The organism is Streptomyces sp. NPDC085481 (assembly GCF_044541845.1).
Taxonomy (GTDB): Bacteria; Actinomycetota; Actinomycetes; order Streptomycetales; family Streptomycetaceae; genus Streptomyces.
Window position 1 is genome coordinate 136,524 of the sequence record NZ_JBITTJ010000006.1, and the last position, 25,694, is coordinate 162,217.

General features: G+C 72.0%; 25 protein-coding genes and 1 pseudogene. 21 read left to right on the forward strand and 5 right to left on the reverse strand.

Annotation, left to right across the window (positions count from 1 at the left end; genetic code table 11):
• The first annotated feature begins 24 nt into the window (after positions 1-24).
• Positions 25-2,652 carry an RICIN domain-containing protein gene (locus tag ACIGEZ_RS15375; protein WP_399830884.1) on the forward strand — a complete coding sequence of 876 codons (2,628 nt, stop codon included), beginning with the start codon at positions 25-27 and terminating at the stop codon, positions 2,650-2,652.
• Positions 2,653-3,199: 547 nt separating this feature from the next.
• Positions 3,200-3,925: pseudogene (locus ACIGEZ_RS15380) on the forward strand (ABC transporter transmembrane domain-containing protein); the annotation flags it as partial.
• A 189-nt stretch (positions 3,926-4,114) separates the two neighbouring features.
• Here ACIGEZ_RS15380 and ACIGEZ_RS15385 read toward each other — a convergent pair.
• The 4 genes from ACIGEZ_RS15385 to rpmB form a co-directional block, all read right to left on the reverse strand.
• Positions 4,115-5,296: a GTP-binding protein gene (locus tag ACIGEZ_RS15385; RefSeq protein WP_399830887.1), complete on the reverse strand. Its 1,182-nt coding sequence runs from the start codon at positions 5,294-5,296 to the stop codon at positions 4,115-4,117.
• Between the two features lie 4 nt (positions 5,297-5,300).
• The gene (gene rpmF, locus ACIGEZ_RS15390; protein ID WP_399830890.1) at positions 5,301-5,471 is read right to left on the reverse strand and encodes a 50S ribosomal protein L32; all 171 of its coding nucleotides are present in this window, start codon (positions 5,469-5,471) and stop codon (positions 5,301-5,303) included.
• 248 nt (positions 5,472-5,719) lie between these two features.
• A complete protein-coding gene (rpsN, locus tag ACIGEZ_RS15395) occupies positions 5,720-6,025 on the reverse strand; it encodes a 30S ribosomal protein S14 (protein WP_399830893.1) in 306 nt (101 codons plus the stop codon).
• Positions 6,025-6,261 carry a 50S ribosomal protein L28 gene (gene rpmB / locus ACIGEZ_RS15400; protein WP_399830897.1) on the reverse strand — a complete coding sequence of 79 codons (237 nt, stop codon included), beginning with the start codon at positions 6,259-6,261 and terminating at the stop codon, positions 6,025-6,027. The genes rpsN and rpmB overlap by 1 nt, the downstream gene beginning before the upstream one ends.
• 67 nt (positions 6,262-6,328) lie before the next feature.
• On the opposite strand from rpmB, the gene rpmG reads away from it, so the two are divergent.
• The 9 genes from rpmG to ACIGEZ_RS15445 all read left to right on the forward strand — a co-directional run bounded on the left by rpmG (position 6,329) and on the right by ACIGEZ_RS15445 (position 13,658).
• The gene (gene rpmG, locus ACIGEZ_RS15405) at positions 6,329-6,493 is read left to right on the forward strand and encodes a 50S ribosomal protein L33 (RefSeq protein WP_150529996.1); all 165 of its coding nucleotides are present in this window, start codon (positions 6,329-6,331) and stop codon (positions 6,491-6,493) included.
• Between the two features lie 41 nt (positions 6,494-6,534).
• Positions 6,535-6,780 carry a type B 50S ribosomal protein L31 gene (locus tag ACIGEZ_RS15410; RefSeq protein ID WP_150529997.1) on the forward strand — a complete coding sequence of 82 codons (246 nt, stop codon included), beginning with the start codon at positions 6,535-6,537 and terminating at the stop codon, positions 6,778-6,780.
• A complete protein-coding gene (locus tag ACIGEZ_RS15415; protein WP_399830902.1) occupies positions 6,780-7,931 on the forward strand; it encodes a CobW family GTP-binding protein in 1,152 nt (383 codons plus the stop codon). The genes ACIGEZ_RS15410 and ACIGEZ_RS15415 overlap by 1 nt, the downstream gene beginning before the upstream one ends.
• A gap of 86 nt (positions 7,932-8,017) precedes the next feature.
• Entirely contained in the window at positions 8,018-8,254 is a 237-nt protein-coding gene (gene rpsR, locus ACIGEZ_RS15420; RefSeq protein WP_399830905.1) for a 30S ribosomal protein S18, read from the forward strand.
• A gap of 115 nt (positions 8,255-8,369) precedes the next feature.
• Positions 8,370-9,278 (forward strand): metal ABC transporter solute-binding protein, Zn/Mn family, encoded by a 909-nt coding sequence (locus ACIGEZ_RS15425; RefSeq protein WP_399830908.1) that lies wholly within the window; start codon positions 8,370-8,372, stop codon positions 9,276-9,278.
• The gene (locus tag ACIGEZ_RS15430; RefSeq protein ID WP_399830910.1) at positions 9,278-10,153 is read left to right on the forward strand and encodes a metal ABC transporter ATP-binding protein; all 876 of its coding nucleotides are present in this window, start codon (positions 9,278-9,280) and stop codon (positions 10,151-10,153) included. The genes ACIGEZ_RS15425 and ACIGEZ_RS15430 overlap by 1 nt, the downstream gene beginning before the upstream one ends.
• Complete coding sequence (locus ACIGEZ_RS15435) at positions 10,150-11,076, forward strand: metal ABC transporter permease (protein ID WP_399830913.1); 927 nt, start codon at positions 10,150-10,152, stop codon at positions 11,074-11,076. Before ACIGEZ_RS15430 ends, ACIGEZ_RS15435 begins: the two co-directional genes overlap by 4 nt.
• 93 nt (positions 11,077-11,169) lie before the next feature.
• Entirely contained in the window at positions 11,170-11,469 is a 300-nt protein-coding gene (locus tag ACIGEZ_RS15440; RefSeq protein ID WP_399830916.1) for a DUF1490 family protein, read from the forward strand.
• 2 nt (positions 11,470-11,471) lie between these two features.
• Positions 11,472-13,658, forward strand: a complete 2,187-nt coding sequence (locus ACIGEZ_RS15445) for a heavy metal translocating P-type ATPase (protein ID WP_399830919.1) — start codon at positions 11,472-11,474, stop codon at positions 13,656-13,658.
• Here the strand turns inward: ACIGEZ_RS15445 and ACIGEZ_RS15450 are convergent.
• Complete coding sequence (locus tag ACIGEZ_RS15450) at positions 13,651-14,271, reverse strand: GNAT family N-acetyltransferase (protein WP_399830922.1); 621 nt, start codon at positions 14,269-14,271, stop codon at positions 13,651-13,653. The genes ACIGEZ_RS15445 and ACIGEZ_RS15450 overlap by 8 nt on opposite strands.
• Positions 14,272-14,394: 123 nt before the next feature.
• Here ACIGEZ_RS15450 and ACIGEZ_RS15455 point away from each other — a divergent pair, with 123 nt between their 5' ends.
• The 10 genes from ACIGEZ_RS15455 to ACIGEZ_RS15500 are packed head-to-tail and all read left to right on the forward strand — an operon-like array spanning position 14,395 to position 25,665.
• Positions 14,395-15,669 (forward strand): ATP-grasp domain-containing protein, encoded by a 1,275-nt coding sequence (locus ACIGEZ_RS15455; protein WP_399830925.1) that lies wholly within the window; start codon positions 14,395-14,397, stop codon positions 15,667-15,669.
• A 23-nt stretch (positions 15,670-15,692) separates the two neighbouring features.
• Positions 15,693-16,547 (forward strand): Rossmann-like domain-containing protein, encoded by an 855-nt coding sequence (locus ACIGEZ_RS15460; RefSeq protein ID WP_399831471.1) that lies wholly within the window; start codon positions 15,693-15,695, stop codon positions 16,545-16,547.
• The gene (locus ACIGEZ_RS15465; RefSeq protein WP_399830928.1) at positions 16,544-17,674 is read left to right on the forward strand and encodes a PLP-dependent cysteine synthase family protein; all 1,131 of its coding nucleotides are present in this window, start codon (positions 16,544-16,546) and stop codon (positions 17,672-17,674) included. Before ACIGEZ_RS15460 ends, ACIGEZ_RS15465 begins: the two co-directional genes overlap by 4 nt.
• Complete coding sequence (locus ACIGEZ_RS15470; RefSeq protein WP_399830931.1) at positions 17,671-18,735, forward strand: dipeptide epimerase; 1,065 nt, start codon at positions 17,671-17,673, stop codon at positions 18,733-18,735. The genes ACIGEZ_RS15465 and ACIGEZ_RS15470 overlap by 4 nt, the downstream gene beginning before the upstream one ends.
• A complete protein-coding gene (locus ACIGEZ_RS15475) occupies positions 18,732-20,066 on the forward strand; it encodes an MFS transporter (RefSeq protein ID WP_399830934.1) in 1,335 nt (444 codons plus the stop codon). The genes ACIGEZ_RS15470 and ACIGEZ_RS15475 overlap by 4 nt, the downstream gene beginning before the upstream one ends.
• The gene (locus ACIGEZ_RS15480; RefSeq protein WP_399830937.1) at positions 20,063-20,887 is read left to right on the forward strand and encodes a class I SAM-dependent methyltransferase; all 825 of its coding nucleotides are present in this window, start codon (positions 20,063-20,065) and stop codon (positions 20,885-20,887) included. The genes ACIGEZ_RS15475 and ACIGEZ_RS15480 overlap by 4 nt, the downstream gene beginning before the upstream one ends.
• A complete protein-coding gene (locus tag ACIGEZ_RS15485; protein WP_399830941.1) occupies positions 20,884-22,464 on the forward strand; it encodes an ABC transporter substrate-binding protein in 1,581 nt (526 codons plus the stop codon). Before ACIGEZ_RS15480 ends, ACIGEZ_RS15485 begins: the two co-directional genes overlap by 4 nt.
• Positions 22,452-23,408, forward strand: coding sequence for an ABC transporter permease (locus tag ACIGEZ_RS15490; protein WP_399831473.1), 957 nt, complete (start codon positions 22,452-22,454; stop codon positions 23,406-23,408). The genes ACIGEZ_RS15485 and ACIGEZ_RS15490 overlap by 13 nt, the downstream gene beginning before the upstream one ends.
• Positions 23,405-24,220, forward strand: a complete 816-nt coding sequence (locus tag ACIGEZ_RS15495) for an ABC transporter permease (protein ID WP_399830944.1) — start codon at positions 23,405-23,407, stop codon at positions 24,218-24,220. Before ACIGEZ_RS15490 ends, ACIGEZ_RS15495 begins: the two co-directional genes overlap by 4 nt.
• Positions 24,217-25,665, forward strand: a complete 1,449-nt coding sequence (locus ACIGEZ_RS15500; protein ID WP_399830946.1) for an ABC transporter ATP-binding protein — start codon at positions 24,217-24,219, stop codon at positions 25,663-25,665. Before ACIGEZ_RS15495 ends, ACIGEZ_RS15500 begins: the two co-directional genes overlap by 4 nt.
• The last annotated feature ends 29 nt before the right edge of the window (positions 25,666-25,694 follow it).

The window sequence follows — 25,694 nt, forward strand, 5'->3', positions numbered from 1 at the left end:
GTTGCACAAGGAGAAACACCCCCCATGAACAATCCCACCGACGACGGGCGCCACGGGCGTCACCGCCGTCGCAGGACCGCCACCGCTCTGCTGCTCGGTGTGCCCGCCACCGTCGTGCCGTACCTCCTGTTCGTGCAGGACGACTCGCAGGCCGCGACGGTCGACGGCAACGCCTACTATCGACTGGTCTCCGTACGCAGCGGCAAGGTGCTGGACGTCAACGCCTTCTCCACCGCCGACGGCACCCGCATCCAGCAGTGGACCGACCAGAACACCGCCAACCAGCAGTGGAGGCTGCGGCCCACCGGCAACGGCTACTACGAGCTGGTGAACCGCAACAGCGGCAAACTGCTCGGCATAGCGGGCGATCAGACCGCGCAGGCGGCTGCCGCAGAGCAGCAGACCGACAGCTCCTCCGCCTCCCAGGAGTGGCGGATCGACACGGTGAGCGGTTCCGACGCCGTCACCCTCACCTCCCGCAGGAGCGGCCAGGTCCTGGACGTCTCCGGAGGCTCCACGGCCGACGGCGCGGCAGTCATCCAGTACGGCCGCCATGGCAGCACCAACCAGCAGTGGAAGCTGGTGAAGACGGCCGAGGCCCCGACCACCGGGACCGGACCGTACGTGTGGAACAACGCCCACGTGGTCGGTGGCGGTTACGTCACCGGCCTGGTGTTCAACCCGCGGGAGAAGGGCCTGCTGTACGCACGTACCGACATGGGCGGCGCCTACCGCTGGGACAGCGCAGCCGAGCAGTGGATCCCGCTGACCGACTGGCTCGGCGAGAAGGACTGGAACCTGCTCGGCATCGACGCGCTGGCCACCGACCCCGTCGACCCCGACCGGCTCTACCTCGCGACGGGCACCTACACCAACGAGTGGGCCGGCAATGGCGCGATCCTGCGCTCCACCGACCGGGGCCGTACCTTCCAGCGCACTGATCTGCCGTTCAAGCTAGGTGGAAACGAGGACGGCCGCGGGGCGGGCGAGCGGCTCGTGATCGACCCCTCGGACAACCGCACCTTGCTGCTCGGCACCCGCAAGAACGGCCTGTGGCGCAGCACGGACAGCGGTGTGACGTGGCGGCAGGTCTCCACGTTCCCCGTCAAGGACGGGGCGGGCAGTGGCGCGGGCATCTCCTTCGTGACCTACGGCCCGGCCGGCAGTAGGACGATCTACGTCGGCGTCGCCGACAGGTCCACCTCCCTGTACCGCTCCACCGACGGCGGCAGCACCTGGCAGGCCGTCTCCGGGCAGCCCACCGGTCAGATGCCGCAGCGCGGAGTGCTCTCCGGTGACGGCTCGCTGTATCTGACGTACACCAACGCCCTCGGACCCAACGGCGTGACGGCGGGTTCGGTCTGGAAGTACACACCGGCCGGCCGGACGTGGAGAAACGTCTCCCCGTCCCAGGGCGGCTACGGGTTCTCCGGCCTGGCCGTCGATCCGAACAAGCCGTCCACGGTGATGGTCACCACTCTCGACCGCTGGTGGCCCGAGGACGAGATCTACCGCACCACCGACGGCGGCACGACCTGGAAGGCGCTGGCGGACAAGTCGGTGCGGAACGCCTCGGCCGCTCCGTACATCGGTACCCACACCGGGCACTGGATGACCGCCCTGGCCATCGACCCCTTCGACTCCGGGCACGTGCAGTACGGCACCGGCAACGGCATCTGGCGCAGCAAGGACGCCGACGCCACCGACAACGGCGGCACCAGCCACTGGGCCGTGGGGGCGCGTGGCCTGGAGGAGACCGCGCTGATGGACGCGATCGCCCCGCCCGGCGGTGCCACCGTCATCACCGCCATGGGCGACCAAGGCGGTTTCCGCCACGACGACCTGACCAAGGTGCCCGCCGGGCGGCTGAGCAACCCGATGATGACCAACAGCACCGACATCGACTTCGCCCAGTCCAACCCCTCGGTCATGGTCCGTGTCGGCCGTGGCGGCGCGCAGGACGGCGCCTACTCCACCGACGGCGGCATCAGCTGGAACGGCTTCAAGGCGGAGCCGGTGACCGGCGCCCAGGACGGGCGCGTCGCGCTCTCGGCGGACGGCTCGACCATCGTCTGGACCCAGGCCGGCCAGGTCCCGTACCGCTCGACCGACAAGGGGACGAGCTGGTCGAGGGTCGGTGGCCTGGGCACCGACGCCGTGGTCGTCGCCGACCGCTCGTCGGCCGGGACGTTCTATTCCCTGTCCGGCGGCACGCTCCACGCCAGCACCGACAACGGGGCGACCTTCACCGCCCGGGCCACTGGCCTGCCCGCCGGGGGCCGGCTCACGGCCGTCCCCGGCATCGCCGGAGACCTGTGGATCGCCGGCGGCGGCCGGGGGCTGCTGCACTCCACTGACGGCGGCCGCACCTTCACCAGTCTCACCACCGTGAAGTCCGCCTCCGCCCTCGGCTTCGGAAAGGCCGCACCCGGCGCCTCCTACCACGCCCTGTACGTGATCGGCACCGTCAAGGACGTCACCGGCGTCTTCCGCTCCACCGACAAGGGCGCCACCTGGCTCCGCGTCAACGACGACGCCCACCAGTGGGGCAGCATCGGCGGCGTCGGCGTCATCACCGGCGACCCCGACACCTTCGGCCGCGTGTACGTCGGCACGAACGGACGCGGCCTGCAGTACGGCGACCCGTCCTGACCCCGACGCCGAAGCAGACGCACGTTCGATGCGTGAGCTGACGCGCGATCAGTAACAGAAGGCCGCCCCTCGACCTCGGCCGGAGGGCGGCTTTCTGCCGCAGAATCGCACTGTTGGCGGTGCGTGGGCTGGTGGTTATGGTGCTTTCGTTGCTCCGGTCACAATGTGTGCAGGCGGCTCCAGCCACTTGGCGGGGGGACACCCGACGATCGCCGGATGTCCGACGGAACGCCGGGCTTCCAGGCTGGTGGCATGACACAGCGTGCGCACGAGCAGGAGCCCGATACGGCCCGCCGGCCCCCGTCCGAAGCAGCGTGTCGTCGCAAGCCGCCCAGGAGCACGCTCTGGGAGTCTCTCGGCATGGCGTTGGTCGCGAGTGGTCTAGTCCTGGCCGCCGTACGCCCTGAACTCCGTGATGCCGTTGTGCACATGCTTGCCGCGACGGCCGTCGAACCGGCCCCCTGAGCCGAGCCCAGAGGCCCCGGGCGGGCTGATGCCGTCCGCCGCTGACAAGCTGCGCGGCAGACCACATACGAAAAGGAATCTTGTGAACACCGCATCCGCCCCGGAGGCGACGGGTGCCGAGTCCCTGCGCGTCCGCGAGACGCTCAAGGCGCTGTACGGGTATGTCCGCCCGCACCGGTGGACCGTCGTACTCGGTCTGCTGCTGGCGCTGGCCGGGGCCGCAGGAGGGCTGCTCCAGCCACTGGCCACGAAGGCGCTGGTCGACCGGCTCTCGTCCGGCGGCACGCTCGCCACCGTCCTGCTGGCGCTGACCGTGCTGGTGCTGCTGAGCACGGTGGCCGAGGCGTTCGGCGCCTATGTGCTGGAGCGGACGGCGGAGTCGGTGGTCCTGGCCGCGTGCCGCAGCCTGATCGGCCGGCTGCTGCGGCTGCGGCTGACGGCGGTGGACCGGATGCAGCCGGGCGATCTGATGTCGCGGGTGACCTCCGACACCACGCTGCTGCGGGCCGTCAGCACGCAGGCGGTGGTCAACGCCGCGACCGGGATGCTGACGCTGATCGCGGCGGTCGTGGTGATGGCCTTCCTGGATGCCGTCCTGCTCGGCGTCGCCCTCGTCGTGGTCGTGGTCGTCGGGGCGGGCGCCGCGCTGGTGATGCCGAAGATCGGACAGGCGGCCGAGCGCTCCCAGGCCGCGGTGGGGGAGATGTCCACCGGCCTGGAGCGGGTCTTCGGCGCGTTCCGCACGGTGAAGGCGTCCGGCGCGGAGGAGCGGGAGACCGCCCGCGTCGAGGCTTCGGCCCGGCACGCATCCGGTAGAACAGCCATCTCACAGCGGCATCGGTGATCCGGGACCGCTCACCTCGACGGGCACCGCTGCGGGGGTGATCACCGGAAGGTCGGCTTCGCGGGCGCTGGTGAGCCACTCGTGTACCTCGCGGTCGTGCTGCAGGCCGGGCCGGGCGGTGCCGTGGCTGCGACCACCGCCCAGCCCGGAGTCTCAGGCCGCCGCCGTCACAGGTGCGGCGGCGGGCTCGTGCTCGCAGGCGTCGTCGATGCCGTACGTCTCCCATGCCGGGAACTCGTCCTCGGCCGGGACCGGCTCGCCGGGACTGAGCAGGCAGGCTTCGAGCGCCGCCCTGAGCGCCTCGGCGCGCAGCCCGGTGCCGATGAAGACGAGTTCCTGGCCCTGGGCGGTCTCTGTGCCGCGGGCCCCCGAAGGCTCGAAGCGGGCCACCGCGCCGGCCTGGGACCACAGACCGGTCACCCGGGGGCGGCTGGCGAGCCAGAAGAACCCCTTGGAGCGCAGGATCCTGCCGAACGTGCCGCTCTCGAGGCCCTTGGTGACGAACGTCCAGAGCCTGCGGGGATGGAAGGCCGCGTCGGCGCGGAACACCAGCGATGAGATGCCGTACTCCTCCGTCTCCGGGACGTGGTCCCCGTTGAGCTCCTTGACCCAGCCGGGGGCCTGCTGGGCGCGCTCCACGTCGAAGAGTCCGGTGCCGAGGACCTGTTCGAGGGCCACGTGCCCGCGTACGGCGGGCACGATCCGGGCCTCGGGATTGAGTCGGGCGAGGGTGGCGCGCAGGCGTGCGGCGTCGCCCGGCCCGACCAGGTCGAGCTTGTTGAGGACGATGACGTCCGCGAACTCGACCTGGTCCATGAGGAGGTCACTCACGGTCCGCTCGTCGTCCTCGTACTGGTCGAGGCCGCGCGCCACGAGTTCGTCCCCGCCGGCGAGTTCCGTCAGGAAGTTCGCGGCGTCGACGACGGTCACCATGGTGTCGAGGCGGGCCAGGTCGCCGAGGGTGGCGCCGTCGTCGCGGGGGAAGGAGAAGGTGGCGGCGACCGGCATGGGCTCGGAGATGCCGCTGGACTCGATGAGCAGGTAGTCGAAGCGGCCTTCGCGGGCGAGCCGGTCGACCTCCTCCAGCAGGTCGTCGCGCAGGGTGCAGCAGATGCACCCGTTGGTCATCTCGACCAGCCGCTCCTCGGTACGGGACAGGGCCGCCTCGCCACCGCGCACGAGCGCGGCGTCGATGTTGACCTCGCTCATGTCGTTCACGATCACCGCGACCCTCAGGCCTTCGCGGTTGCCCAGCACGTGGTTGAGCAGAGTGGTCTTGCCTGCGCCGAGGAAGCCGGACAGAACGGTCACCGGCAGGCGGTCGTACGAGGCCACGCGATCAGCCTTCGGGGCGGACGAGACCGCGCTCGTACGCCTTCACCAGGCGCTGCGGGACCTGGTGGACGGAGCCGTCGACGGTGACCGGAACCAGCTGGGGCGTGGTCGCCTTCCACTGGGCGCGGCGGTGGCGGGTGTTGCTGCGGGACATCTTGCGCTTGGGGACGGCCATGGTGTGACTCCTTGGGCTGGGCTGGGTTGTGCGGAGAGGCTATATGAAAACGGATTCCATTACCAAGTGTATGGATGCCCGCGGCTGCAGCGGCTGGACAGGGGGCCGGTCCGTCCGCTCCGACCTCCCGTGACCACCGAGCCGGTTCCGCCCGTGACGGGACGAGGTCCGGCGCGTACGCGTGCGGCACCCTCCGGGTCTTCTGTCCTCATGTCGAGGGGCCGCACGCGTATGCGTGTGAATGCCGACTACCAGGAGGACTTGGTCACTCCCGGCAGGAAGCCGGCGTGCGCCTGCTGCCGGGCCCGTACGCGGGAGAGCCCGAACTTGCGCAGGTAGCCGCGGGGGCGGCCGTCCACGCTGTCGCGGTTGCGGACGCGGGTGGCGCTGGCGTTGCGTGGCTGCCGGCGCAGCTCCGCGAGGGCGGCCTCCCGTTCGGCCGCGGTGGCCGACGGGCGGCGGATGACCTCTTTCAGCTCGGCGCGCCGGGCGGCATACCGCTCGACGATCTCCTTGCGCTTCTCGTTCTGCGCGATCTTGCTCTTCTTCGCCATCAGACCTTCCCTCCCCGGGCGCGGATGCGGGTCACGGCGGCTTCAATGCCGATCGCGTCCACCGTCTTGATGGCCTTGGCGCTCAGTGTCAGACGGACGTGGCGCCCCTCGCTGGGCAACCAGTAGCGCTTGCGCTGGATGTTCGGGTCGAAGCGGCGTGAGGTGCGCCGGTGCGAGTGGGAAATGTTGTTGCCGAAACCGGGCTTGGCGCCGGTCAGTTGGCAGTGGGCAGACATGGGTCCTGCTCCTTCTTCGCGTGGGTCCCCTTGTTGGTAATGGAAACCATTGCCATATAGTAGCGGCATGGCACGCAACGAGATCCGCCCGGTCATCAAGCTCCGCTCCACCGCGGGCACCGGGTTCACCTACGTCACCCGCAAGAACCGCCGCAACGACCCCGACCGGCTGGTGCTGCGCAAGTACGACCCCGTCGCCCGTCGCCACGTCGACTTCCGCGAAGAGCGCTGACCCCCGGCACCCCCCCGCCCCACCGTCGAAAGGTTCCTGCCGTGAAGCCCGGCATCCACCCCGCCTACGGGCCCGTCGTCTTCCGCGACACCGCCTCCGGCACCGCTTTCCTGACCCGTTCCACGATGACCAGCGACAAGACCGTCGACTGGGAGGACGGCAACACCTATCCGGTGGTCGATGTGGAGATCTCCTCCGCGAGTCACCCCTTCTACACGGGCACCGCCCGCGTCCTCGACACCGCCGGCCGCGTCGAGAAGTTCCAGCGCCGCTACGGGGCCCGGTGATGGACCGCGATCACCAGCTTCCCGTCGTGATCGTCGCCGGGATGCACGCCGAGGCACGTAAAGAGGTCGTCGAACGCCTTCTGCAGTCCGTACAAGGGAGCGTGGCGCTGCACCACGATCTGGCCGGGGCGCCTGACGGCACCGTGCTCCGCGTGATCCGCGACGCCTCCGGGACCCTCTCCACCGGTGACACGCCGCTGGTCAACGACTGCGCGTGCTGCGCACTGCGCGAGGACCTGGTGCCGGAACTGGAACGGATGGCGGACAGCGGCCTGACCCGGCTCGCCGTGGTCGAGCTGTGGGACTCGGTCGAACCGAAGGCCATGGCCGAGGTCATCGCCGCGCACGGCGGGGACCGGCTCGTCCTGACGAACGTGATCACCGCCGTGGACCCCGCACTCGTCCTGCCCTGTCTCGGCAACGGCGACGACCTCGCCGAGGCAGGCCTCGCGGCGGCCCCCACCGACCAGCGGACCATCGGGGACACCTGGGCACGCCAGATGGAGTACGCGCCGGTCCTCGCCCTCGTCGACAGCGACGAGGCCGACGACGAGGACCGCGCGCTCCTCGCTCAGCTGCACCCCACCGCCCAGCGGGTACCGGCCGGTTCGGTCGAACTCGCCCGGGCCGCGTTCGCCGGCTTCGACGTCGAGGCCGCCGCGGCGGCCCAGCATCCCGCGTGTGCGCTCCTGCCCCAGGACGCCGACGAGGCCGGCGTCGCCACGCTCGTGTGGCACCGCCGCAGGCCCTTCCATCCCGAACGCCTCTACCAGGCACTGGAGGACCTGTGCTGCGCCGCCGCCCGCAGCCGCGGCCGGTTCTGGCTCGCCGACCGCCCCGACACCCTGCTCGCCTGGGACGCGGCCGGCGGAGCCCTGTGCGTGGAGAGTGCCGGGCCGTGGCTGGCGTCACTGCCGGACGCGGCCTGGGACATGGTCCCGCCCGTCCGCCGGGCGGCGGCCGCGCTCGACTGGCACCCCGAACACGGCGACTGCTGCCAGCACCTGGTCTTCACCTCGCCCGGCCTCGACCGGGACGGGCTGGAACGACTCCTCGACTCCTGCCTCTTGACGGACGCCGAGTACACGGCGGGGCGTGAAGCCTGGAAACACCTGCCCGCGGCCTTCGACTCCCTCCTCGACGCCGCCTGACACCCACCCCATACGACCCGGTCACGGCCCGGCGCGACCGTGACCAAACCTTCCTGCAAGCAAACCTTCTGCAAGGAGACACCGATATGGCCCGACGCCACGACATCCGCAAGCCCGTCACGTCCCGACCCAACCCGCTCGACGCGGCCGGGATCACCTACATCGACTACAAGGACACCGATCTCCTCCGGAAGTTCATCTCCGACCGCGGGAAGATCCGCAGCCGCCGCGTGACCCGGGTCACGGTCCAGCAGCAGCGGGCCCTTGCCACCGCCGTCAAGAACGCGCGCGAGATGGCCCTGCTGCCGTACGCCGGCCGCTGAACGGCACCCCGGGCGCACCGCCCGGAGGTTTCAGCCCGTCCGCTGGAGCGCTTCGCGGCGCGGGGGGATAATCCAAGTGATTGCCATTTCGCTTCCCTCACGCAGGGAGGACGGTATGCGTCATGGCGTGTCGCCCCGCGCACCAGCGGTGGTTCTCGGGCTGTCGCTGGCGTGGGCTTGCGCGTGGGGCGGACCCTCGTCTGCGGCCTCCGCACCGATTCCGGTCGTCGCTTCGACGAACGTGTACGGAGACGTCGTCCGGCAGATCGGCGGCGGGCGTGTCGACATCGTGTCGATCATCAATGATCCGGCACAGGACCCGCATTCCTACGAGGCCGGCACACGCAACCAGCTGGAGCTCTCCCGTGCCAAGGTGGTAGTCGAGAACGGCGGCGGCTACGACGAGTTCGTCGACCGCATGCTGCGCAGCTCGGACAACTCCTCGGCCGAAGTGATCAATGCCGTCCAGGTCTCGGGCAAGGCGCCCGACGGCGCAGGGGAGTTCAACGAGCACGTCTGGTACGACCTGCCGACGATGGGTCGCCTCGCCGACCGGATCGCCCAGGCACTCGGCAAGGTCTCACCCGCAGACGGCGACGCGTTCCGGAAGAACGCGCAGATCTTCAAGGACGGGCTGGCCCGGCTCGAGGCGCGGGCGGACCGGATCGAGGCTCGCCACGCCGGCACCCCCGTGGCGGTCACCGAGCCCGTCCCGCTCTACCTGACCGAGGCCTGCGGCCTGGTGAACAAGACGCCCGCGGCCTTCAGCGAAGCCGTCGAGGAAGGCGACGAGGTCGCGCCCAGGGTCCTGCGCCAGACGCTGGAGCTGTTCCCCCGGCACCAGGTCGAGGCCCTGGTCTACAACGCGCAGACCAGCGGACCGCAGACGGAGAAGGTCAGGGAGGCCGCCGAGGACAGCGGGATACCCGTGGTACCGGTGACGGAGACCCTTCCCGAGGGCAAGGACTACACCGGCTGGATGTCGGACAACATCACCGCCCTCGACCAGGCCCTGGAGCGGTGATGGAACGGCCTGACTCCCTCGCAGCGCAGCTCTCCCCGGCCGTCACGGATCGCGGAGACGGCGCCCAGCCGGTGATCAGGGTGCGCGGCGCCACGCTGGCGTACGGCGACCGCGTCCTGTGGCGGGACCTTGACCTCGACGTGCGCCCGGGGGAGTTCCTGGCCGTGCTGGGCCCGAACGGATCGGGCAAGACCAGCCTGCTGCGCGTGCTTCTCGGCCGGCAGCCGCTCACCGCGGGATCCGTGTCGGTCCTTGGGAGCCCGCCGCACCGCGCCGGCGGGCTCATCGGTTACGTCCCTCAGCAGAAGGCACTGCCCGCCCACACCCTGCTGCGTGCGCGGGACCTGGTACGGCTCGGCCTGGACGGGCACCGCTGGGGGTTGTCGCTCGCCCCGGGACCGGCCCGCCGCCGGGTGGACGAGCTCCTCGACGCCGTCGGGGCGCTGCCGTACGCCGCGACCCCGGTCGGACGGTTGTCGGGCGGCGAGCTGCAGCGGGTGCGGATCGCGCAGGCGCTGGCCACGGATCCGCGGATCCTGCTGTGCGACGAGCCGCTTCTCTCCCTAGACCTGCAGCACCAGCGCACGGTCACCGACCTCGTGGACCGGCGGCGCCGGCTTGCGGGCACGACCGTGGTCTTCGTGACCCATGAGATCAATCCGGTCCTGGGAGCGGCGGACCGGGTGCTCTACCTGGCCGGCGGTGGGTTCCGGATCGGCCCACCGGAGGAGGTGATGACCACCGACGTCCTGTCGCGGCTGTACGGGACCCGGGTGGACGTCGTGCGCGTGCGGGGCCGCCTCGTGGTCGTGGGGGCACCCGATGCGGCCCCCGCCCACCACGCTGCCCGCCCGAACGGGACCAGGCCGCCGTGAGCGCGCTGCCCCTCCAGACCGCCGCCGACGGCAACGATCCCGGCCTCTGGCAGCAGATCTTCAACTTCGACAACTACGGAGACCTGCTGGCCCTGGTCCACAATTCGCTGCTGGCCGGCGCCCTGGTGGGCCTCGTGGGAGGCCTCGTCGGGGTCTTCGTGATCATGCGGGACATGCCCTTCGCGGTGCACGGCATCAGCGAGCTGTCGTTCGCGGGCGCGGCGGCCGCGTTGCTGGCCGGTGTCAACATCGTCGCCGGGTCGATCGTCGGCTCCCTGCTGGCGGCGGCCGCGATCGGCCTGCTCGGGGTCCGCGCCCGCGACCGCAATTCCGTGATCGGGATCATCATGCCGTTCGGCCTGGGGCTGGGTGTGCTGTGCCTGGCCCTCTACAAGGGCAGGGCGGCGAACAAGTTCGGCATCCTGACCGGGCAGATCGTCGCCGTCGACACCCCGCAGACGGCCTGGCTGGTCGGCACGTCCGTCGTGGTGCTGGCGGCCCTCGCGGTGGTCTGGCGCCCGCTGACCTTCGCCAGCGCCGATCCGGACGTGGCCGAGGCGCGCGGGGTGCCCGTCCGGGCCCTTTCGCTGGTGTTCATGCTGGTCCTCGGCCTGGCGGTGGCCCTGTGCGTGCAGATCGTGGGAGCCCTGCTGGTGCTGGCCCTGCTGGTCACCCCGGCGGCCGCCGCGGCGCGGGTCACCGCGTCCCCGGTGCTGCTGCCCGTACTGAGCGTCGTCTTCGCCCTGGTCGCCATGGAGGGCGGCATCCTGCTGGCCCTGGGCAGCAGCATTCCCATCAGCCCGTACGTGACGACCCTTGCCTTCCTGATCTACCTCGGCTGTCGGGCGGTGGGCTCCCGGCGCGCCGCACGCGCTGCCCGGGCTGCGCATCTCCCCGAGCACCGGCCCGTGGCTCGCGTGTGACCGCGCCCCGGCTCGACCCCGGGTGCGCCTCGGGTCCAGACTGGAGAAGAGGTTCCGTCGCGCCCGGCAGGGTGCGTGCGGAAGGAGGCATTCATGCATCCCCTCGCCGTCGTCGGCGCGACCGCCGGCAAGCTGGCCCACTACGCGGTGTCCGGAGTGGTGGGCGCGCTGATCATCAAGAAGCTGCCCGATGCGCAGCCCGCCGCGCGCAAGGCGCTGGTCAGCGGCCTCGCAGGCGGGATCGTGGCGGGCCGCTGGCTGTCCTCGGCCGCCGAGGAGGCCCGGCTCAAGGCCGGGGACATGCTCGCGGAGGCCCGTACCTCGCTGGGCGAGGAGGTCCCGCCGCCCTCGGCCGTCAAGGTCGACCACGACGATCACGGCCACGAGCACTGATCATGTCCGCGGTACTCGTCCGCTCGGTCGCGACGGGGCGGGCCCGGCTGACCGTCCCCTGGCTGCGCGACCGCCCAGGCTGCGCCGGACTCGTCGACGACCGCCTCACCCACCTCGGCGGCTTCCGCGCCCTGCGGATCTTCCCGCGCACCGGCAGCGTCGTGATCTGGATGGAGCCGGACGACCTGGACGTGGACGCGCTGGTCCGCGCCCTGGAGGAGGCGCCGCCCGCATCGGCCCCGGCCAAGGCCACCCGCTCGGCTCCGGACTCCTCCACCGGTGAGATCGCCCGGCTCGTGGTGGGCGGGGCGGTCCTCGCGTTCGTGGCCCTGCGCCGGCTGCTGGCCCGGCCCCGCATCGGTGTCGGCTCCTCCGGATTCCTGGGTGTGGTCACCGTCTTCACCGGTCTGCCGTTCTTCCGCGGGGCCCTGCGTACGCTGCGCGGGCGCAGCCATCCCGGCACCGACACCCTGGTCACCGCCGCGACCGTCATCTCCCTGGTCCTGCGGGAGAACGTGGTGGCCCTCACCGTGCTGTGGCTGCTCAACATCGGCGAGTTCCTCCAGACCCTCACCCTGCGCCGCACCCGCCGCGCCATCGAGGACCTGCTGACCATCGGCGAGGAGCGGGTCTGGCTGGTACGGGGGGAGGATGTGGAGGTCGAGGTCCCGCTGGAGGAACTGGTTCCCGGCGATGTCGTCGCCGTGTACGAGCACCACCGCATCCCCGTCGACGGGCACGTGGCCGGCGGCGAGGCCCTGGTCGACCAGGCCGCCGTGACCGGCGAGGCCCTGCCGGTCTACGCCCGGGCGGGCTCCCACGTCTACGCCGGCACCATCGTCACCTCCGGCTCGTTGACCGTACGAGCCGACTCCGTCGGGAGGGACACCACGGTCGGCCGGATCATCACCCGGGTCGAGGAGGCCCAGACCGACCGGGCCCCGATCCAGACGGTCGCCGCCCGCTTCACCCAGCGCTTCGTCCCCGTGTCGTTCGCGCTGGCCGCCCTGACCTACGTGGTCACCCGCGACGCCCGCCGGGCGATGACGATGTTGCTGATCGCCTGCCCGTGCGCCGCGGGCCTGGCCACCCCGACCGCCATCAGCGCGGCCATCGGCAACGGTGCCCGCCGTGGCACCCTCATCAAGGGCGGTACCCACCTCGAAGGCATCGGCCGGGTCACCGCCGTGGTCTTCGACAAGACGGGCACGCTGACCTTCGGCCGCCCTCTGGTCACCAGCGTCGTCACACTCAACGAGCGCTTCGGCGCCGACGAGGTGCTCAGCCTGGCCGCCTCCGGCGAGCTCCATGCCCGCCACCCCCTCGCCCAGGCCATCGTCACCCACACCGAGGAGCAGCACCTGCACGTCCCGCTCCACCAGGCCTGCGAGGTCGTCCTCGGCATGGGCATGCGCGCCGAACTCGACGGCACCCGGCTCCTGGTGGGCAGCCCCGCCCTGCTGCGCCGGCACGGCATCGAGCTCACCGAGGCCGCCCAGGGCTGGACCGACCACCTGCGCCGCGCCGGCGAGACCGTCATCTGCCTGGCCCAGGACGAGGAGTTCATCGGCCTTCTCGGAGTCTCCGACGCCGTACGGGCGGGCGCCGACGTCGTCGTCCGGCAGCTGCGTGACCTGGGTGTCTCGCGGCTGGTCCTGCTCACCGGTGACGCCCCGGAAACGGCCCAGGTCGTGGCGGACGCCCTCGGCATCACCGAAGTGCACGCCCATGCCCTGCCGGAGGCCAAGCTCCAGCTGATCCGCGACCTCCAGGCCGAAGGCCACACCGTGGCGATGGTGGGCGACGGTACGAACGATGCCCCCGCGCTGGCGCTCGCGGACGTCGGCATCACGATGGGCGAGCACTCGTCCCATGTGGCCCTGGAGACCGCCGACATCGCGCTGGCGGGCAACGATCTGCGCCAGGTCGCGGCCGTGGTCGAGCTCAGCCGTCACACCCTGCGCGTCGTACGGCAGAACTACGGGCTCGCCATCGGCGTCAACCTGCTCGGACTGGTCGCCGGGGCGGGCGGCTCCATGAACCCGGTGCTCGCGGCGCTGCTGCACAACACCAGCAGCATCGCGGTCGTGGGCAACTCCGCCCGCCTGGTCAACCACACGCCGCACCTGCCCCGGGTGGACGAGGACGTACTCAGGCCGGCGCCCCTGGAGGAGCGCCGGGTCACCTGACCACGGCCGGCTCCCGGCCGGGTCCCGTCCCCGGCCCGGAATCCTTTTCCGCCGTGGGCAGCGGCATCTCGAAGTGGACGGTCCCGAAGCCTCCGTGCTCACCGGTGGTGCGGGCGTCGAAGACCTCGGTGGCGATGCTGCGCCAGAAGTGTTCCGCGCCGGGGATGTCGACGTTGGTGTGCAGGTAGATGCGCTCGTAGCCGGGTACCGCCGCGGCGAACGCGCAGGCGGTGTGCACCATGGCGCGGGCGAGCCCGTACCGCCGGTGGTCGGGGCGTACGTACACGCGCAGCAGCTGCGCGGTCCGTCCCGAGGGGTAGCGCTCGACGAGGCTTCGCGGGTGCGGGGGATGGGCGGGGCCGCGCGAGTTGAGCGCGGTGGTGCCGACCACCTCACCGTCGTCGCGTACGGCCACGACGAGGGTATGGCGGGGATGCCGCAGGTAGGTGCCGTCGAGGTCGACGACGTCAGGATGCCAGTCCGGCACGTACCCGTAGCCGAACTCCCGGTAGAAGGTGTCCAGCATGACCCTCCGGGCGCCGGGCAGGTCCTCGGCTCGCGCGTGCCGCACCGTGTACGGCCCGACCCTCTGATCCCGCGTCAGCTCTGTCATCACACTCCGCCTCTCGTGCTCCGGAGGCCGCAGGCTATCGGAAAACTGGTGTATTGGAAATGAAAACGATTTCCTATAACGTCTGCGTCGCACAGAGCCGACGGCAGTCTGGGAGGAAGTCCGGTGGGACATCTGCTGGTGATCGAAAGCTGGGTGGGGTCGATGAGCAGGCTGCTGCCCAGGGCCATCCGCGAAGACGGGCACGAGTTCACCTTCGTCACCCGCGACCTGCACCACTACCTGCGTTCGGCCCCTGCGGGCGACGGGCCGCACCCGCTGCTCACGGCCCGCAACATCATCACGGCGGACACCAACCACACGGCAGCACTCCTGGAGCGACTCGAAGGTCTGCACGCCGTCCTCGGCTTCGACGGGGTGGTCTCCTCGTGCGACTACTACCTGCCGGCCGTCGCGCACACCGCCCGGCGGCTCGGCCTGCCCGGGCCTTCCCCGGAAGCCGTCGAGGCGGCGTGCCGCAAGGACCTGACGCGCCGTGTGCTCGGCGAAGCCGGAGTGCCAGGGCCCCGGTTCGCGATCTGCGAGGGCGTGGGGGAGGCGGTTGCCGCCGCTCGTGAGATCGGCTACCCGCTCGTGGTGAAGCCGGTGGACCTGTGTGCGGGCATGCTGGTACGCGCGGTGGGCGACGAGCGGGAGCTGGAGCTCGCCTGCCAGGCCCTCGCCGAGTTCCCGGTGAACGCGCGCGGCCAGGACCGGGCCCCCGTCATCCTGCTCGAGGAGCTGCTGCACGGGCCCGAAGTCAGCGTCGAGACCGTCTCCTTCGGTGGTGCCACCCATGTCGTGGGGGTCACCGACAAGAGCATCGGCGGTGCGCCCGCCTTCATCGAGACCGGCCACATGTTCCCGGCCGGCATCGAGGAGGCCATGGCGTCGGAGGCCGCCGAGACGGCACTGCGGGCGGTCAAGGCGCTGGGGCTGGACCAGGTGGTCTGCCACACCGAGATCAAGCTGACGCCCGACGGGCCCCGGCTGGTGGAGGTCAATCCCCGCCCGGCCGGCAACCGCATCACCGAACTCGTCAGGCACGTCACGGGCGTCGACCTGGCTGCCGCCTGCGTGGACGTGGCCCTGGGCCGTGTGCCCGACCTGGCACCGCGACCCACGGGCGTGCGCAGCGCCGCCATCTCCTTCCTGCTGCCCGACACCGACGGCATCCTCGCCGGCGTCGAGGGGGCAGAGGCCGTACGAGCCCGGCCCGAGGTACTGGAGCTCAGCCTCGCCGAACCGGGCCGGACCGTGCGTGCCGCCACCAGCAACAACGAGTACCTCGGCCACGTCATGACCGCCGACACCGAGGGCGGCGGCGCCCGCGCGGCCGCCGAGCGGCTGCTCGCCGGACTGCGGCCCTGTTACGAGCCCTCCCCGGCGGTGCCCGCGTGACCCTGCCGGCCCTGCACGAAACGATCACTGCGGGCGAGCGCCCGCATGCCGACCCCGCGGTCCGGACCGTCGACCAGCTGGTCGACGCGGTCCTGGCCGGGGTGTACGGCCCCGATCCCGCCGGCGAGCGCATCTCGCTCGCCTTCACGACCGCCCAGGCCGTCCGGCACGAAGGCCGCAGCAGCGGCTACCGCAACGAGGTGCTCAGCCTGCGGCTCGACGCGGCCGTCGGATCCTGCGCCGTCGAGCCCGGGGCGCTGCCCGAAGGCGCCCTCGACGACTGCGTGGGCGCCACCGCCGCCGACCTCCTCGGCCACCCGCTCCTGCCGGTGCGGATCGCGGCGCTCGACGCCTACCTGGCCCACGTACGCCCGCACACGCCGGACAACGGCGCCCGCCCGTATGCCCTGGCGGCCGGCAGCTCGCTGAGCCGTTCGCGGGCCCGGGCCCGCGCGGTCGTCGACCTGCTGCCCACCGGTACCCCGGAGTCCGGCCAGCGCCGTCCGGTCCTCGTGGTCGGTGTGGTCAACTCGCTTCTGGAACAGCTGCGTTCGCGGGGTCTCGACTACCTGCCATGCGACCTCAAGGGCGGCAGGACCGAGTGGGGCGAGCCCGTCCTGACCGACGCGGCCGCGCACCTTGAACGCTGCGGCGCCGTCCTCGCCTCCGGCATGACCCTCGGCAATGGCTCCTTTCAGGGGCTGCTCGACCACGCCGCCGGAAGCGGGAAGCCCCTCGTGATGTTCGCCCAGACCGGCAGCGCCGTCCTGCCCCGCTTCCTCGGATCCGGGGTGAGCGCCGTCTCCGCCGAGCCGTACCCGTTCTTCTGGCTGGACGGCGGCCCCGGGGTCATCCACCGCTACGGAGACTGCCCATGACCCTCGCTCCGCTCCTACACCGGTCGCATGCCGCTGCCGCCAACCCGGACCTCCTGCCCCTGCTGGGACGTACTCCCGTCGCCCGCATCCACACCGACCTGCCCCACCCCCATCCCGGCTTCTGGGCCAAGCTCGAATGCCTCAGCGCCGGCGGGATGAAGGCCCGCGCGGCGATGTCCATGCTCACCGGCGCCCGCAGCCGCGGTGAACTGCGCCCCGGGGCGCCGGTCGTGGAGTCCACCTCCGGCACCATGGGCATCGGACTGGCCTTCGCCGGACAAGCCCTCGGTCACCCGGTCATCCTCGTCGGCGACACCGAGCTCGAACCCTCCATGCGGCAGCTGCTGCGTACCTATGGTGCCCGCCTGGAGCTCGTCGACCGCCCTGCTGCCCAGGGCGGCTGGCAGGCCGCCCGCATCGCCCGCCTACGCGAGGTCCTGGCCCGCACCGAGGGCGCCTACTGGCCGGACCAGTACAACAACCCCGACAACCCCGCCGGTTACCGGTCCATGGCCGCAGAACTGATCGGGCAGCTCGACCACCTGGACGTCCTGGTGTGCAGCGTGGGCACCGGCGGGCACAGTGCGGGGCTGGTCGGCCCGCTGCGCAGCCGCTGGCCCCGCCTCAAGGTGATCGGCGTCGACTCCGTCGGCTCCGCGATCTTCGGACAGCCGGCCAGGCCGCGTCTGATGCGCGGACTCGGCAGCAGCATCCACCCCGGCAACGTCCGCCACGAAGTGTTCGACGAGGTGCACTGGGTGGGCCCCGCCGAGGCCGTCGACGCCTGCCGCCGGCTCGCCCGCGGCAGCTTCGTCAGCGGCGGCTGGAGCACTGGCGCCGTCGCGCTGGTCTCCGCATGGGCCGCCAGAGCCGAACCTGGCGCCGTCGTCGCCACCGTCTTCCCCGACGGGCCGCACCGCTACCTCGGCACCGTCTACGACGACGACTTCTGCCACGCCCACGGCCTGAACGCAACGGCCCCGGCCGCCCGCCCGCTGGAGATCCCGCACCCGCGTGCGGCCGAGGCCCTCGGCTGGACCCGCTGCCGGAGCGTCGTCGATCCCGGCGCCGTTCCCGGTGGCGAAGCCCGCGCTCCCCGTGTACCGGCCCCCGGAGGTGCCGTATGAGACTCACCTGGCACACCGCCTCACTCGAACTGGCGGAACCTCTGCGGATCTCCCGCTCGGTGATGGCCCGCCGCGACGCGGTCTGGGTCAGCCTGGAACACGGCGGGCTGCGCGGTTGGGGGGAGGCAGTCAGCAGCGTCTACCTCGGACTGCCCACCGAAACCATCCTTCGCCACCTGAGCGCCCTCCGTCCGGCGGTGGAGCGCCTGCCGGACCCCGAGACCGCCTGGGCGGAACTCGCGCCCGCGGGCCCTGTGGGCGCAGACCTGCCCGCGGGAGTCCTCGCCGCCGTTGAATCAGCCGTACTGGACCTCACCGGCAAGCGAGCCGGCGAACCCGTGCACCAACTGCTCGGCAGCCCTCTGCCACCATCCGCCGCCACGGCACGCACCATCGGCATCGTCGCGCCCGTCGCCGCTGCCGCACAGGCCAGTCGGCTCGCCGCCGCCGGATTCGGCGTGCTCAAGGTCAAGGCCGGATCCCCCGACCCGGCCGAGGACCTGGCCCGGGTCGAGGCCGTCCGTGCGGGAGCGCCCGCCGCGGACCTGCTGCTCGACCCCAACGGCGCATGGACCGAGGACCAGGCCCACGCACTGCTGCCCCGTTTCGCGGCCCTCGGCGTCACGGCCGTGGAACAGCCGATCGCCGCCGGGCGTCCCGATGCCCTGGCCCGGGTCGCCACCACCTCCCCGATCCCGGTGATCGCCGACGAGGACGCGGTCTCCTACGAGGACGCCGCTGCCCTCGCCGGGCGGGTCCACGGCGTCAACGTGAAGCTCGCCAAATGCGGGGGCGTACGGGCCGCGCTGCGGATCCACGCCGCGCTGGACGGCAGCGGCACCGACCTCATGCTCGGCTGCCTCGCCGCGAGTTCGCTCGGCATCGCGCCCGCCGTGCACCTGGTGGACCGGGCCCGCTGGGTCGACCTCGACGGGCACCTGCTCCTCGCCGACGATCCGTGGTCCGGGATCGGCGGCTCCGACGGCACCGTACGCCCCGCCCCGCGCGGCGGCCTGGGAGTGCTGCCCCGCGCCGCCATACCCGTGGGCGCTGCGGGATGAGAACCCTTGCCGCGGTGCGCGGCTTCCCGCCGGCCGTGCGCCTCCTGCTCGTCAACCAGCTCGGCGTCAACATCGGCTTCTACCTCCTCATCCCTTACCTGGCCACCCACCTCACCGACGACCTCGGACTGTCGGCGGCGGTGGTCGGCCTGGTCCTGGGCCTGCGCAACCTGAGCCAGCAGGGGCTGTTCCTGATCGGGGGCTCGGCCGCCGACCGGCTCGGCGCCCGCGGCGTGATCATCGCGGGCTGCGGCCTGCGCACCCTGGGCTTCGCGCTGTTCGCCCTCGGCGACGCACTCCCCGTGCTGATCGCCGCGTCGGTGCTGAGCGGGCTGGCCGGCGCCCTGTTCAACCCGGCCGTACGGACGTACGTCGCCCAGGAGTCCGGCGACCGCAAGGCCGAGGCGTTCGCCCTGTTCAACGTGTTCGCCACGGCGGGCGCGCTGGTCGGACCGCTGCTGGGGAGCCTGCTGCTGTTCGGCGGCTTCCGGGCGGCGGCGCTCACCGCGGCGGGGGTGTTCGCGCTGCTCACCCTCGCGCAGGCGATCGTGCTGCCCGCCCGGACCGTGCCGCGCCCGACCGGCTCCGTGCTCGCCGACTGGCGGGAGGTGGCCGGCAACCGGCGCTTCGTGGCCTTCGCCCTGGCCATGGTCGGCATGTACGGCATGGAGAGCCAGCTCTACCTGCTGTTCCCGCATGCCGCGCGGCAGGCCACCGGCTGGGCGGGGACCGTGGGGCTGATCTTCGTCGTCGGGACCCTCGCCAACTTCCTGCTCCAGCTGCGCATCACCCGCAGGCTGGCCGCCCGGGCCGGCGGCCGGGGCCGGTGGATCGCCGCCGGGCTGACCGTCAGCGGGCTCGGCTTCGTACCGCCGATGCTGACGGCGGGAGCAGCGGGGAAGCACCCGATACTGCTGCTGCCGGTCCTGGCCGGAGCGCTGCTCCTGTACGTCGGGTTGATGACCGCACAGCCCTTCGTCATGGAACTCATCCCCGCCTTCGGCCGCGCGGAGCTCACCGGCACCTTCTACGGCCTGTTCTACGGAGTGTCCGGAGTGGCTGCCGCGGGCACCGGCGCGGGGGTCGGCTGGGCCATGGACACCGCGACGCACGGCGGGCCGACGTGGCTTCCCTACGCCTGCTGCACGGCACTCGGCCTCGCCTCGGCGGCGGCCGTCACCCTGCTGCACCGACGCCGGGCCCTGCCCCGCCCGCCTGCCACCGCGGCGGCAGGCGCCGCAACGGACCCGCCGGTCCCGGAGGACCAGGAAGAGCACGCGAAGACGACGTCCGCCACCCCTGACCCACGTCCCCTGAACGAGACCAGATGAGCACCGGAAACCTCCTCACCGACCACCCCGAGCTCTACGAAGAGCGCTTCCCCGACCGCGACCGCCTGGCCGCACGATGGACCGAGGACACCCTGCGCCGCCACGGCGCGGGCCCCCGCGTCCTGGACCTCGGCTGCGGCACCGGCCGCGACGCGGCCTGGCTGCACCACCACGCCGGACGCCAGGTCACCGGGGTCGACACCGCCGAGGCCATGCTCGCCCACGGCCGCCGCCGACACCCCGGCCCCGACTACCGCCGCGCCGACATGCGGGACTTCGACCTCGGCCGCACCTTCGACGCCGTCCTCTGCCTGGACAGCGCCCTGCTCTACTGCCACACCAACGACGACCTCGCGTCCTGCCTCGCCGCCATCCGCCGCCACCTCATTCCCGGCGGACTGCTCATCGCGGAGATGCGCAACGGCGCCTTCTTCCTCGGCAATACCGAGCTCCTCGACGGGCCGCGCACCGCCTCCTTCGCCTGGCGGGGCACGACGTACACCTCCCACACCACCCTGTGGATCGACCACGGCGCCCAACTCCTGTGCCGCCGCCGCACCTGGACCGCCGACGACGGCTCCGAACCGGAAGAGCAGCACTCCGCCTGGCGGCTGCTCTTCCCCCAGGAACTGCGGTACTTCCTCACCACTGCCGGCTTCGAGGTCCTCGCCCTGCACGACGGCCCCGGTCCCCGCACCGAACCGGTGTGGAGCGAAGGCGACTCCCCGTACGGAACCACGAGTTCCGACCGCCTCCACCTCGTCGCCCGGCTCAGTCCCCAGAACAACTCCCAGTACAGCAACGGAGACACCACACCGTGAACAACCACCGCTCCGGCCTTGCCCGTCGAGGCTTCCTCCTCGCCACGGCCACTGCCACTGCCGCCGCACTTGCCCTCACCGCCGGCTGCGCCGGCGACACCGCCAAGACCACCGACACCAAGAACGCTGCCGAAGCCGGCACCCCCAAGCGCGGCGGCACCCTTCGCGCCGCCTTCGCCGGCGGCGGAGCCAACGAGACCCTCGACCCGCACGCCGCCAACCTGTTCGTCGACGCCGCCCGCGCCAAGGCCCTCTACGACAAGCTCGCCGACTTCGGCGCCGACCTCGCGCCCGTCCCGCGGCTCGCCGAGCGCTGGGAGCCCAACGAGAGCCTCGACACCTGGAAGATCACCCTGCGCAAGGCGTCCTTCCACGACGGACGCCCGGTCACCGCAGAGGACGTCCTCTACAGCTACCGCCGGATCGCCGACCCCAAGGGCACCTTCCGCGCCAAGGCCTCCCTGGAGCCCATCGACCTCGCCGCCAGCCGCGCCCTCGACGCGAACACCGTCGAGTTCAAGCTCAAGCGCCCGTACGCCGAATTCCCCAACGTGCTCGCCGCGTTCGGCGCCTACATCATCCCCAAGGGCACCACCTCCTTCGACAAGCCCGTCGGTTCCGGCCCGTTCACCTTCGCCTCCTTCACCCCCGGCAAGTCCCTGGTCGTCAAGCGCAACGACGCCTACTGGGAGGGCGCGCCGCACCTCGACCAGGTCGAGTTCGTCGTCGCCACCGAGGAATCGGCCCGTGCGAGCGCCCTGCTCGGTGGCCAGGTCCAGTACGCCCACGAGCTCAACCCCGCCACCGCCCGCACCCATGAGGGCAAGGGGAAGATCGAAGTCATCCGGCTGCCCGGCAGCTCCATGCAGGGCTTCGTCATGAAGACCGACCGACCCCCGTTCGACGACAAGCGGGTCCGCCAGGCGTTCTTCCTCATCGCCGACCGCAAGGAACTCGTCGACGGGGCCCTCTCCGGCGCCGGCGAGATCGGCAACGACCTCTTCGGCAAGGGCTACCAGTACTACCCGCACGACCTGCCGCAGCGCACCCAGGACCTCGACCGGGCCCGCGCCCTGCTCAAGGAGGCCGGCGCCGAAAACCTCAAGGTCACCCTCGACACCGCCCCCGCCGCCACCGGCTTCGTCGAGGCCGCCGGGATCTTCAAGGAGCAGGCCGCCAAGGCCGGGGTCACCGTCGAGGTCAAGGTGGGCAACAAGGACACCTACTGGAAGGACATCCTCGACAACGGCACCTTCGCCTCCTACCGGTCCGGATCCATGCCCATCGAGTCCCACATCTCGCAGCGGCTGCTCACCGGCTCCACCACCAACGCGACCAAGTGGCAGCAGAAGGACTTCGACGACCTGTACCAGCAGGCCCAGTCCACCCGCGACGAGAAGGAGCGGGCCGCCCTGTACGAGCGGATGCAGCGCCGCCTGTACGACGAGGGCGGCTTCCTGATCTGGGGCTTCGCCGACTGGATCGTCGCCACCGCGCCCACCGTGCACGGCGTCTCGACGAAGGCACCCGCCAACACCCTCGACTGGGCCCGCTTCGACAAGCTCTGGCTCGCGTGACCCGGCAGCTGAACTGGATCGGCCGCCGTCTGCTCCTCGGTCTGGGGCAGACGGCGGCGGTCGTCCTGTTCGTCTTCGTCCTCACCGAGGCGCTGCCCGGCGACGCGGCAGTCGCCCTGGCCGGCGACCAGCCCGACCCCGAGCGCATCGCCCGGATCCGCGCCGCGTTGGACCTGGACCGGCCCGCCGCCGAACGCTTCCTGGACTGGGCCGCCGACCTCGTCCGGGGTGACCTCGGCACCTCCCTGGTCAGCGGGCGGCCCGTCGCCGACTACCTGGCCGGCGGCATCGCGCCCACGGTGACGCTCGCCTGTGCCACTCTCCTCGTACTCCTACCGCTGTCGGTCGGACTCGGCGTGTCGTGCGCCCGCCGCGAGGGCGGCCCGCTGGACCGGACCCTCAGCGCGCTGACCCTGGCAGTGCACTCCGTGCCCGAGTTCGCCCTCGGCGTGCTGCTGGCCACCCTGTTCGGACTGTGGCTGGGCTGGCTGCCGCCCACGGCCGTCGGCGCGGACCCGCTCACGGAGCCTGCCGTGCTGGTCCTGCCCGTCCTCGTACTCATCTCGCGGCCCGTCTGCACCATCAGCCGCCTGGTACGCGCCGGGATGATCGACGCGATGGCCTCACCCTACGTCGCCCAGGCCCAGCGCTACGGCGTCAGCGGCGCCCGCGTCCGCTGGACGCACGCCCTGCCCAACGCCCTCGCTCCTGCGGCACAACAGCTGGCCCGGACCTGCGACTGGCTGCTGAGCGGAGTGATCGTCGTCGAAGCCCTCTTCGTCATCCCCGGACTGGGAACCGTGCTCATCGACGCCGTCGCCGCCCGCGACGTGCCCGTCGTCCAAGGCATGGCCGTCGTCTTCGGCACGGTCACCGTCCTGGCCAACCTCGGGGCCGACCTCGTCGCCCGCCGCCTCGCACCCCGTGCGGAGGTGGTCGCGTGAGGCGTCGTGCACCCAGGTACGCCCTCGCCGTGGGGCTCATCGCCGTGCCCCTGCTGCTGGCCGCCCTCGGACCGCTGCTCACCGGACCGGCCGGACCCCGGTCGGTGTCGTTCGCATCGGGCGCCGGTCACTGGCTGGGCACCGACTTCTCCGGCCGGGACGTCTGGCGGCAGGTCCTGCTCGGCGGCCGCTCCGTCGTCCTCGTGGCGCTCGCCGCCACCGGCCTCGCCTACCTCGTCGCCGTCCCGGTCGGGCTGACCGCGGCACTCACCCGACGCACCTGGCTCGAGGAGACCCTCATGAGGCCCCTCGACGTCCTGATCGCCGTCCCCTCGCTCCTGCTGGTGCTGCTCGTGGCAGCGACCCTGACCCCGGGGGCGACCGGGCTGGCCGCCCTGGTCGGGCTGGCCTCTGTACCCGACGCAGCTCGCGTGGTGCACGCGGCGGCGGCCGAGATCTCCGCCCGGCCCGCCGTCGAGGCCCTGCGGATGCAGGGAGAGACCTGGTGGCGTACGGCGATCGGGTACGTCGCCCGCTGCATGCGCAGGACCCTCGCCGCCGACGCGGGGATCCGGCTGACCGGCGCCCTGTACCTGGTCGCCACGGCCGCGTTCCTCGGCATCGGAGTCCAACCGGACGCCGCCGACTGGGCGGTCATGGTCGACCGCAACCGCCCCGGCCTTTTCCTCCAGCCATGGGCCGTGGTGGTACCCGCCCTGCTCATCGCAGCCCTGTCGATGGGCACCAACCTGCTCTTCGACGCCGCCCTGCACACACCGGCCAAGGCCGCCGGGAAAGGAGACCGGGTATGAAGCCGGTAGCGGAAGTGGACGGCCTGCGCGTGCAGGTGGACGGCAGCACGCTCGTCGACGGGGTGAGCCTGACGGCCCGTGCCGGACGGATCACGGCCCTCGTCGGGCCCTCGGGCAGCGGGAAGACCACCACCGGACGCGCCCTCCTCGGTGAGTTCCCCGCCGGGGCACGGATCGACGGCCGGATCAGCACCCCGGGACCCGGCTCCGTCGGCTACGTACCCCAGCACCCCGCCGCCGTCCTCAACCCCGCCCGCCGCGCCGGAGCCCTCCTGCGGGACATCGCCGCCCAGCGGGGCGGGACCCGCCGCGAGATCCGCGACCGCGTCGAGCACGCCCTGCGCCTGGCCCAGCTCCCCGACCCCGCGATGGTGCTGCGCCGCTACCCCCACCAGCTCTCCGGCGGACAGCAGCAGCGGGTCGTCATCGCACAGGCCCTGCTCCTGGGCGCGAAGGTGATCGTCGCCGACGAACCCACCACCGGCCAGGACCCGGCCACCAAGAAGGGCGTCGTCGAGGCCCTCGCCGACGTGGCCAAACAGGGCGTTGCCCTGGTCCTGCTGAGCCATGACCGGGACGTCGTACGGCAGTTGGCCGACGAGGCGGTCGTGCTGCGGGACGGCCGGGTAGTGGACCGCGGCCCCGCGCACACCGTACTGCCCGCCTCCAAGCGTCCCGTGCTCCCCACGCCGCGAGCAGCCACCCGGCCCGCGGCCACCCGGATCGCGGTACAGGGGCTGACCGCCCGGCACCGAACGGCGCACGGTACCGTTCCGGTGCTGCACGGCATCACGCTGTCGGTCGCGCCGGGAGAGTGCCTCGCCGTGACCGGCCGATCCGGCAGCGGCAAAACCACACTGGGCCGCTGCCTGGCCGGTCTTCACTCCACTTACGACGGTGCGGTCCTGCTCGACGGAACCCCGATGCCGCGCAGCCTCCGCGCCCGCGCCCGCACCGAACTGGCTGCCGTCCAGTACGTGTTCCAGGATCCCAAGGCGGCCTTCGACGAGCACCGGCCGGTCCTGGACCAGGTCGCCCGCACGGCGGTCCGGCTGCGCGGCGCCGACCGGGACACCGCCCGCCGTACCGCCGTACGAACCCTGGAGGACCTGGGCCTGGCCGAGGAGCTGACCCTGCGCCGCCCCGGCGCACTGTCCGGCGGCGAACTCCAACGGGCCGCTCTGGCCCGGGCCCTGCTGGCCGAGCCCGGCGTCCTGGTCTGCGACGAGATCACCTCCGGGCTCGACGCGGCCACGCGGGACGCGATCCTTACCCACCTGGCCGCGCTCCGGGAACGGGACGGCCTGAGCCTGGTGTTCATCACCCATGACGGGGCGGCCGGCGAAGCCCTGGCCGACCGAACCGCAAGCCTCGACGCCGGCCGACTGGTCACCTGCCGGCAGAGATCTGTTCCTGAGACGAGGACGCCCGGGCCCCGCGCCTGAGGCGGCAAGGGTGGCGTCGGCAGGGATTC

What these genes read in the sequence shown, in the direction of transcription:
- ACIGEZ_RS15375 (WP_399830884.1), top strand. Translation starts at nt 25, where the DNA reads ATGAACAATCCCACCGACGACGGGCGCCACGGGCGTCACCGCCGTCGC.
- rpmF (WP_399830890.1), bottom strand. Translation starts at nt 5,471, where the DNA reads ATGGCCGTCCCCAAGCGCAAGATGTCCCGCAGCAACACCCGCCACCGC.
- rpsN (WP_399830893.1), bottom strand. Translation starts at nt 6,025, where the DNA reads ATGGCGAAGAAGAGCAAGATCGCGCAGAACGAGAAGCGCAAGGAGATC.
- rpmB (WP_399830897.1), bottom strand. Translation starts at nt 6,261, where the DNA reads ATGTCTGCCCACTGCCAACTGACCGGCGCCAAGCCCGGTTTCGGCAAC.
- rpmG (WP_150529996.1), top strand. Translation starts at nt 6,329, where the DNA reads ATGGCACGCAACGAGATCCGCCCGGTCATCAAGCTCCGCTCCACCGCG.
- ACIGEZ_RS15415 (WP_399830902.1), top strand. Translation starts at nt 6,780, where the DNA reads ATGGACCGCGATCACCAGCTTCCCGTCGTGATCGTCGCCGGGATGCAC.
- rpsR (WP_399830905.1), top strand. Translation starts at nt 8,018, where the DNA reads ATGGCCCGACGCCACGACATCCGCAAGCCCGTCACGTCCCGACCCAAC.
- ACIGEZ_RS15425 (WP_399830908.1), top strand. Translation starts at nt 8,370, where the DNA reads ATGCGTCATGGCGTGTCGCCCCGCGCACCAGCGGTGGTTCTCGGGCTG.
- ACIGEZ_RS15430 (WP_399830910.1), top strand. Translation starts at nt 9,278, where the DNA reads ATGGAACGGCCTGACTCCCTCGCAGCGCAGCTCTCCCCGGCCGTCACG.
- ACIGEZ_RS15440 (WP_399830916.1), top strand. Translation starts at nt 11,170, where the DNA reads ATGCATCCCCTCGCCGTCGTCGGCGCGACCGCCGGCAAGCTGGCCCAC.
- ACIGEZ_RS15445 (WP_399830919.1), top strand. Translation starts at nt 11,472, where the DNA reads ATGTCCGCGGTACTCGTCCGCTCGGTCGCGACGGGGCGGGCCCGGCTG.
- ACIGEZ_RS15450 (WP_399830922.1), bottom strand. Translation starts at nt 14,271, where the DNA reads ATGACAGAGCTGACGCGGGATCAGAGGGTCGGGCCGTACACGGTGCGG.
- ACIGEZ_RS15465 (WP_399830928.1), top strand. Translation starts at nt 16,544, where the DNA reads ATGACCCTCGCTCCGCTCCTACACCGGTCGCATGCCGCTGCCGCCAAC.
- ACIGEZ_RS15470 (WP_399830931.1), top strand. Translation starts at nt 17,671, where the DNA reads ATGAGACTCACCTGGCACACCGCCTCACTCGAACTGGCGGAACCTCTG.
- ACIGEZ_RS15475 (WP_399830934.1), top strand. Translation starts at nt 18,732, where the DNA reads ATGAGAACCCTTGCCGCGGTGCGCGGCTTCCCGCCGGCCGTGCGCCTC.
- ACIGEZ_RS15480 (WP_399830937.1), top strand. Translation starts at nt 20,063, where the DNA reads ATGAGCACCGGAAACCTCCTCACCGACCACCCCGAGCTCTACGAAGAG.
- ACIGEZ_RS15500 (WP_399830946.1), top strand. Translation starts at nt 24,217, where the DNA reads ATGAAGCCGGTAGCGGAAGTGGACGGCCTGCGCGTGCAGGTGGACGGC.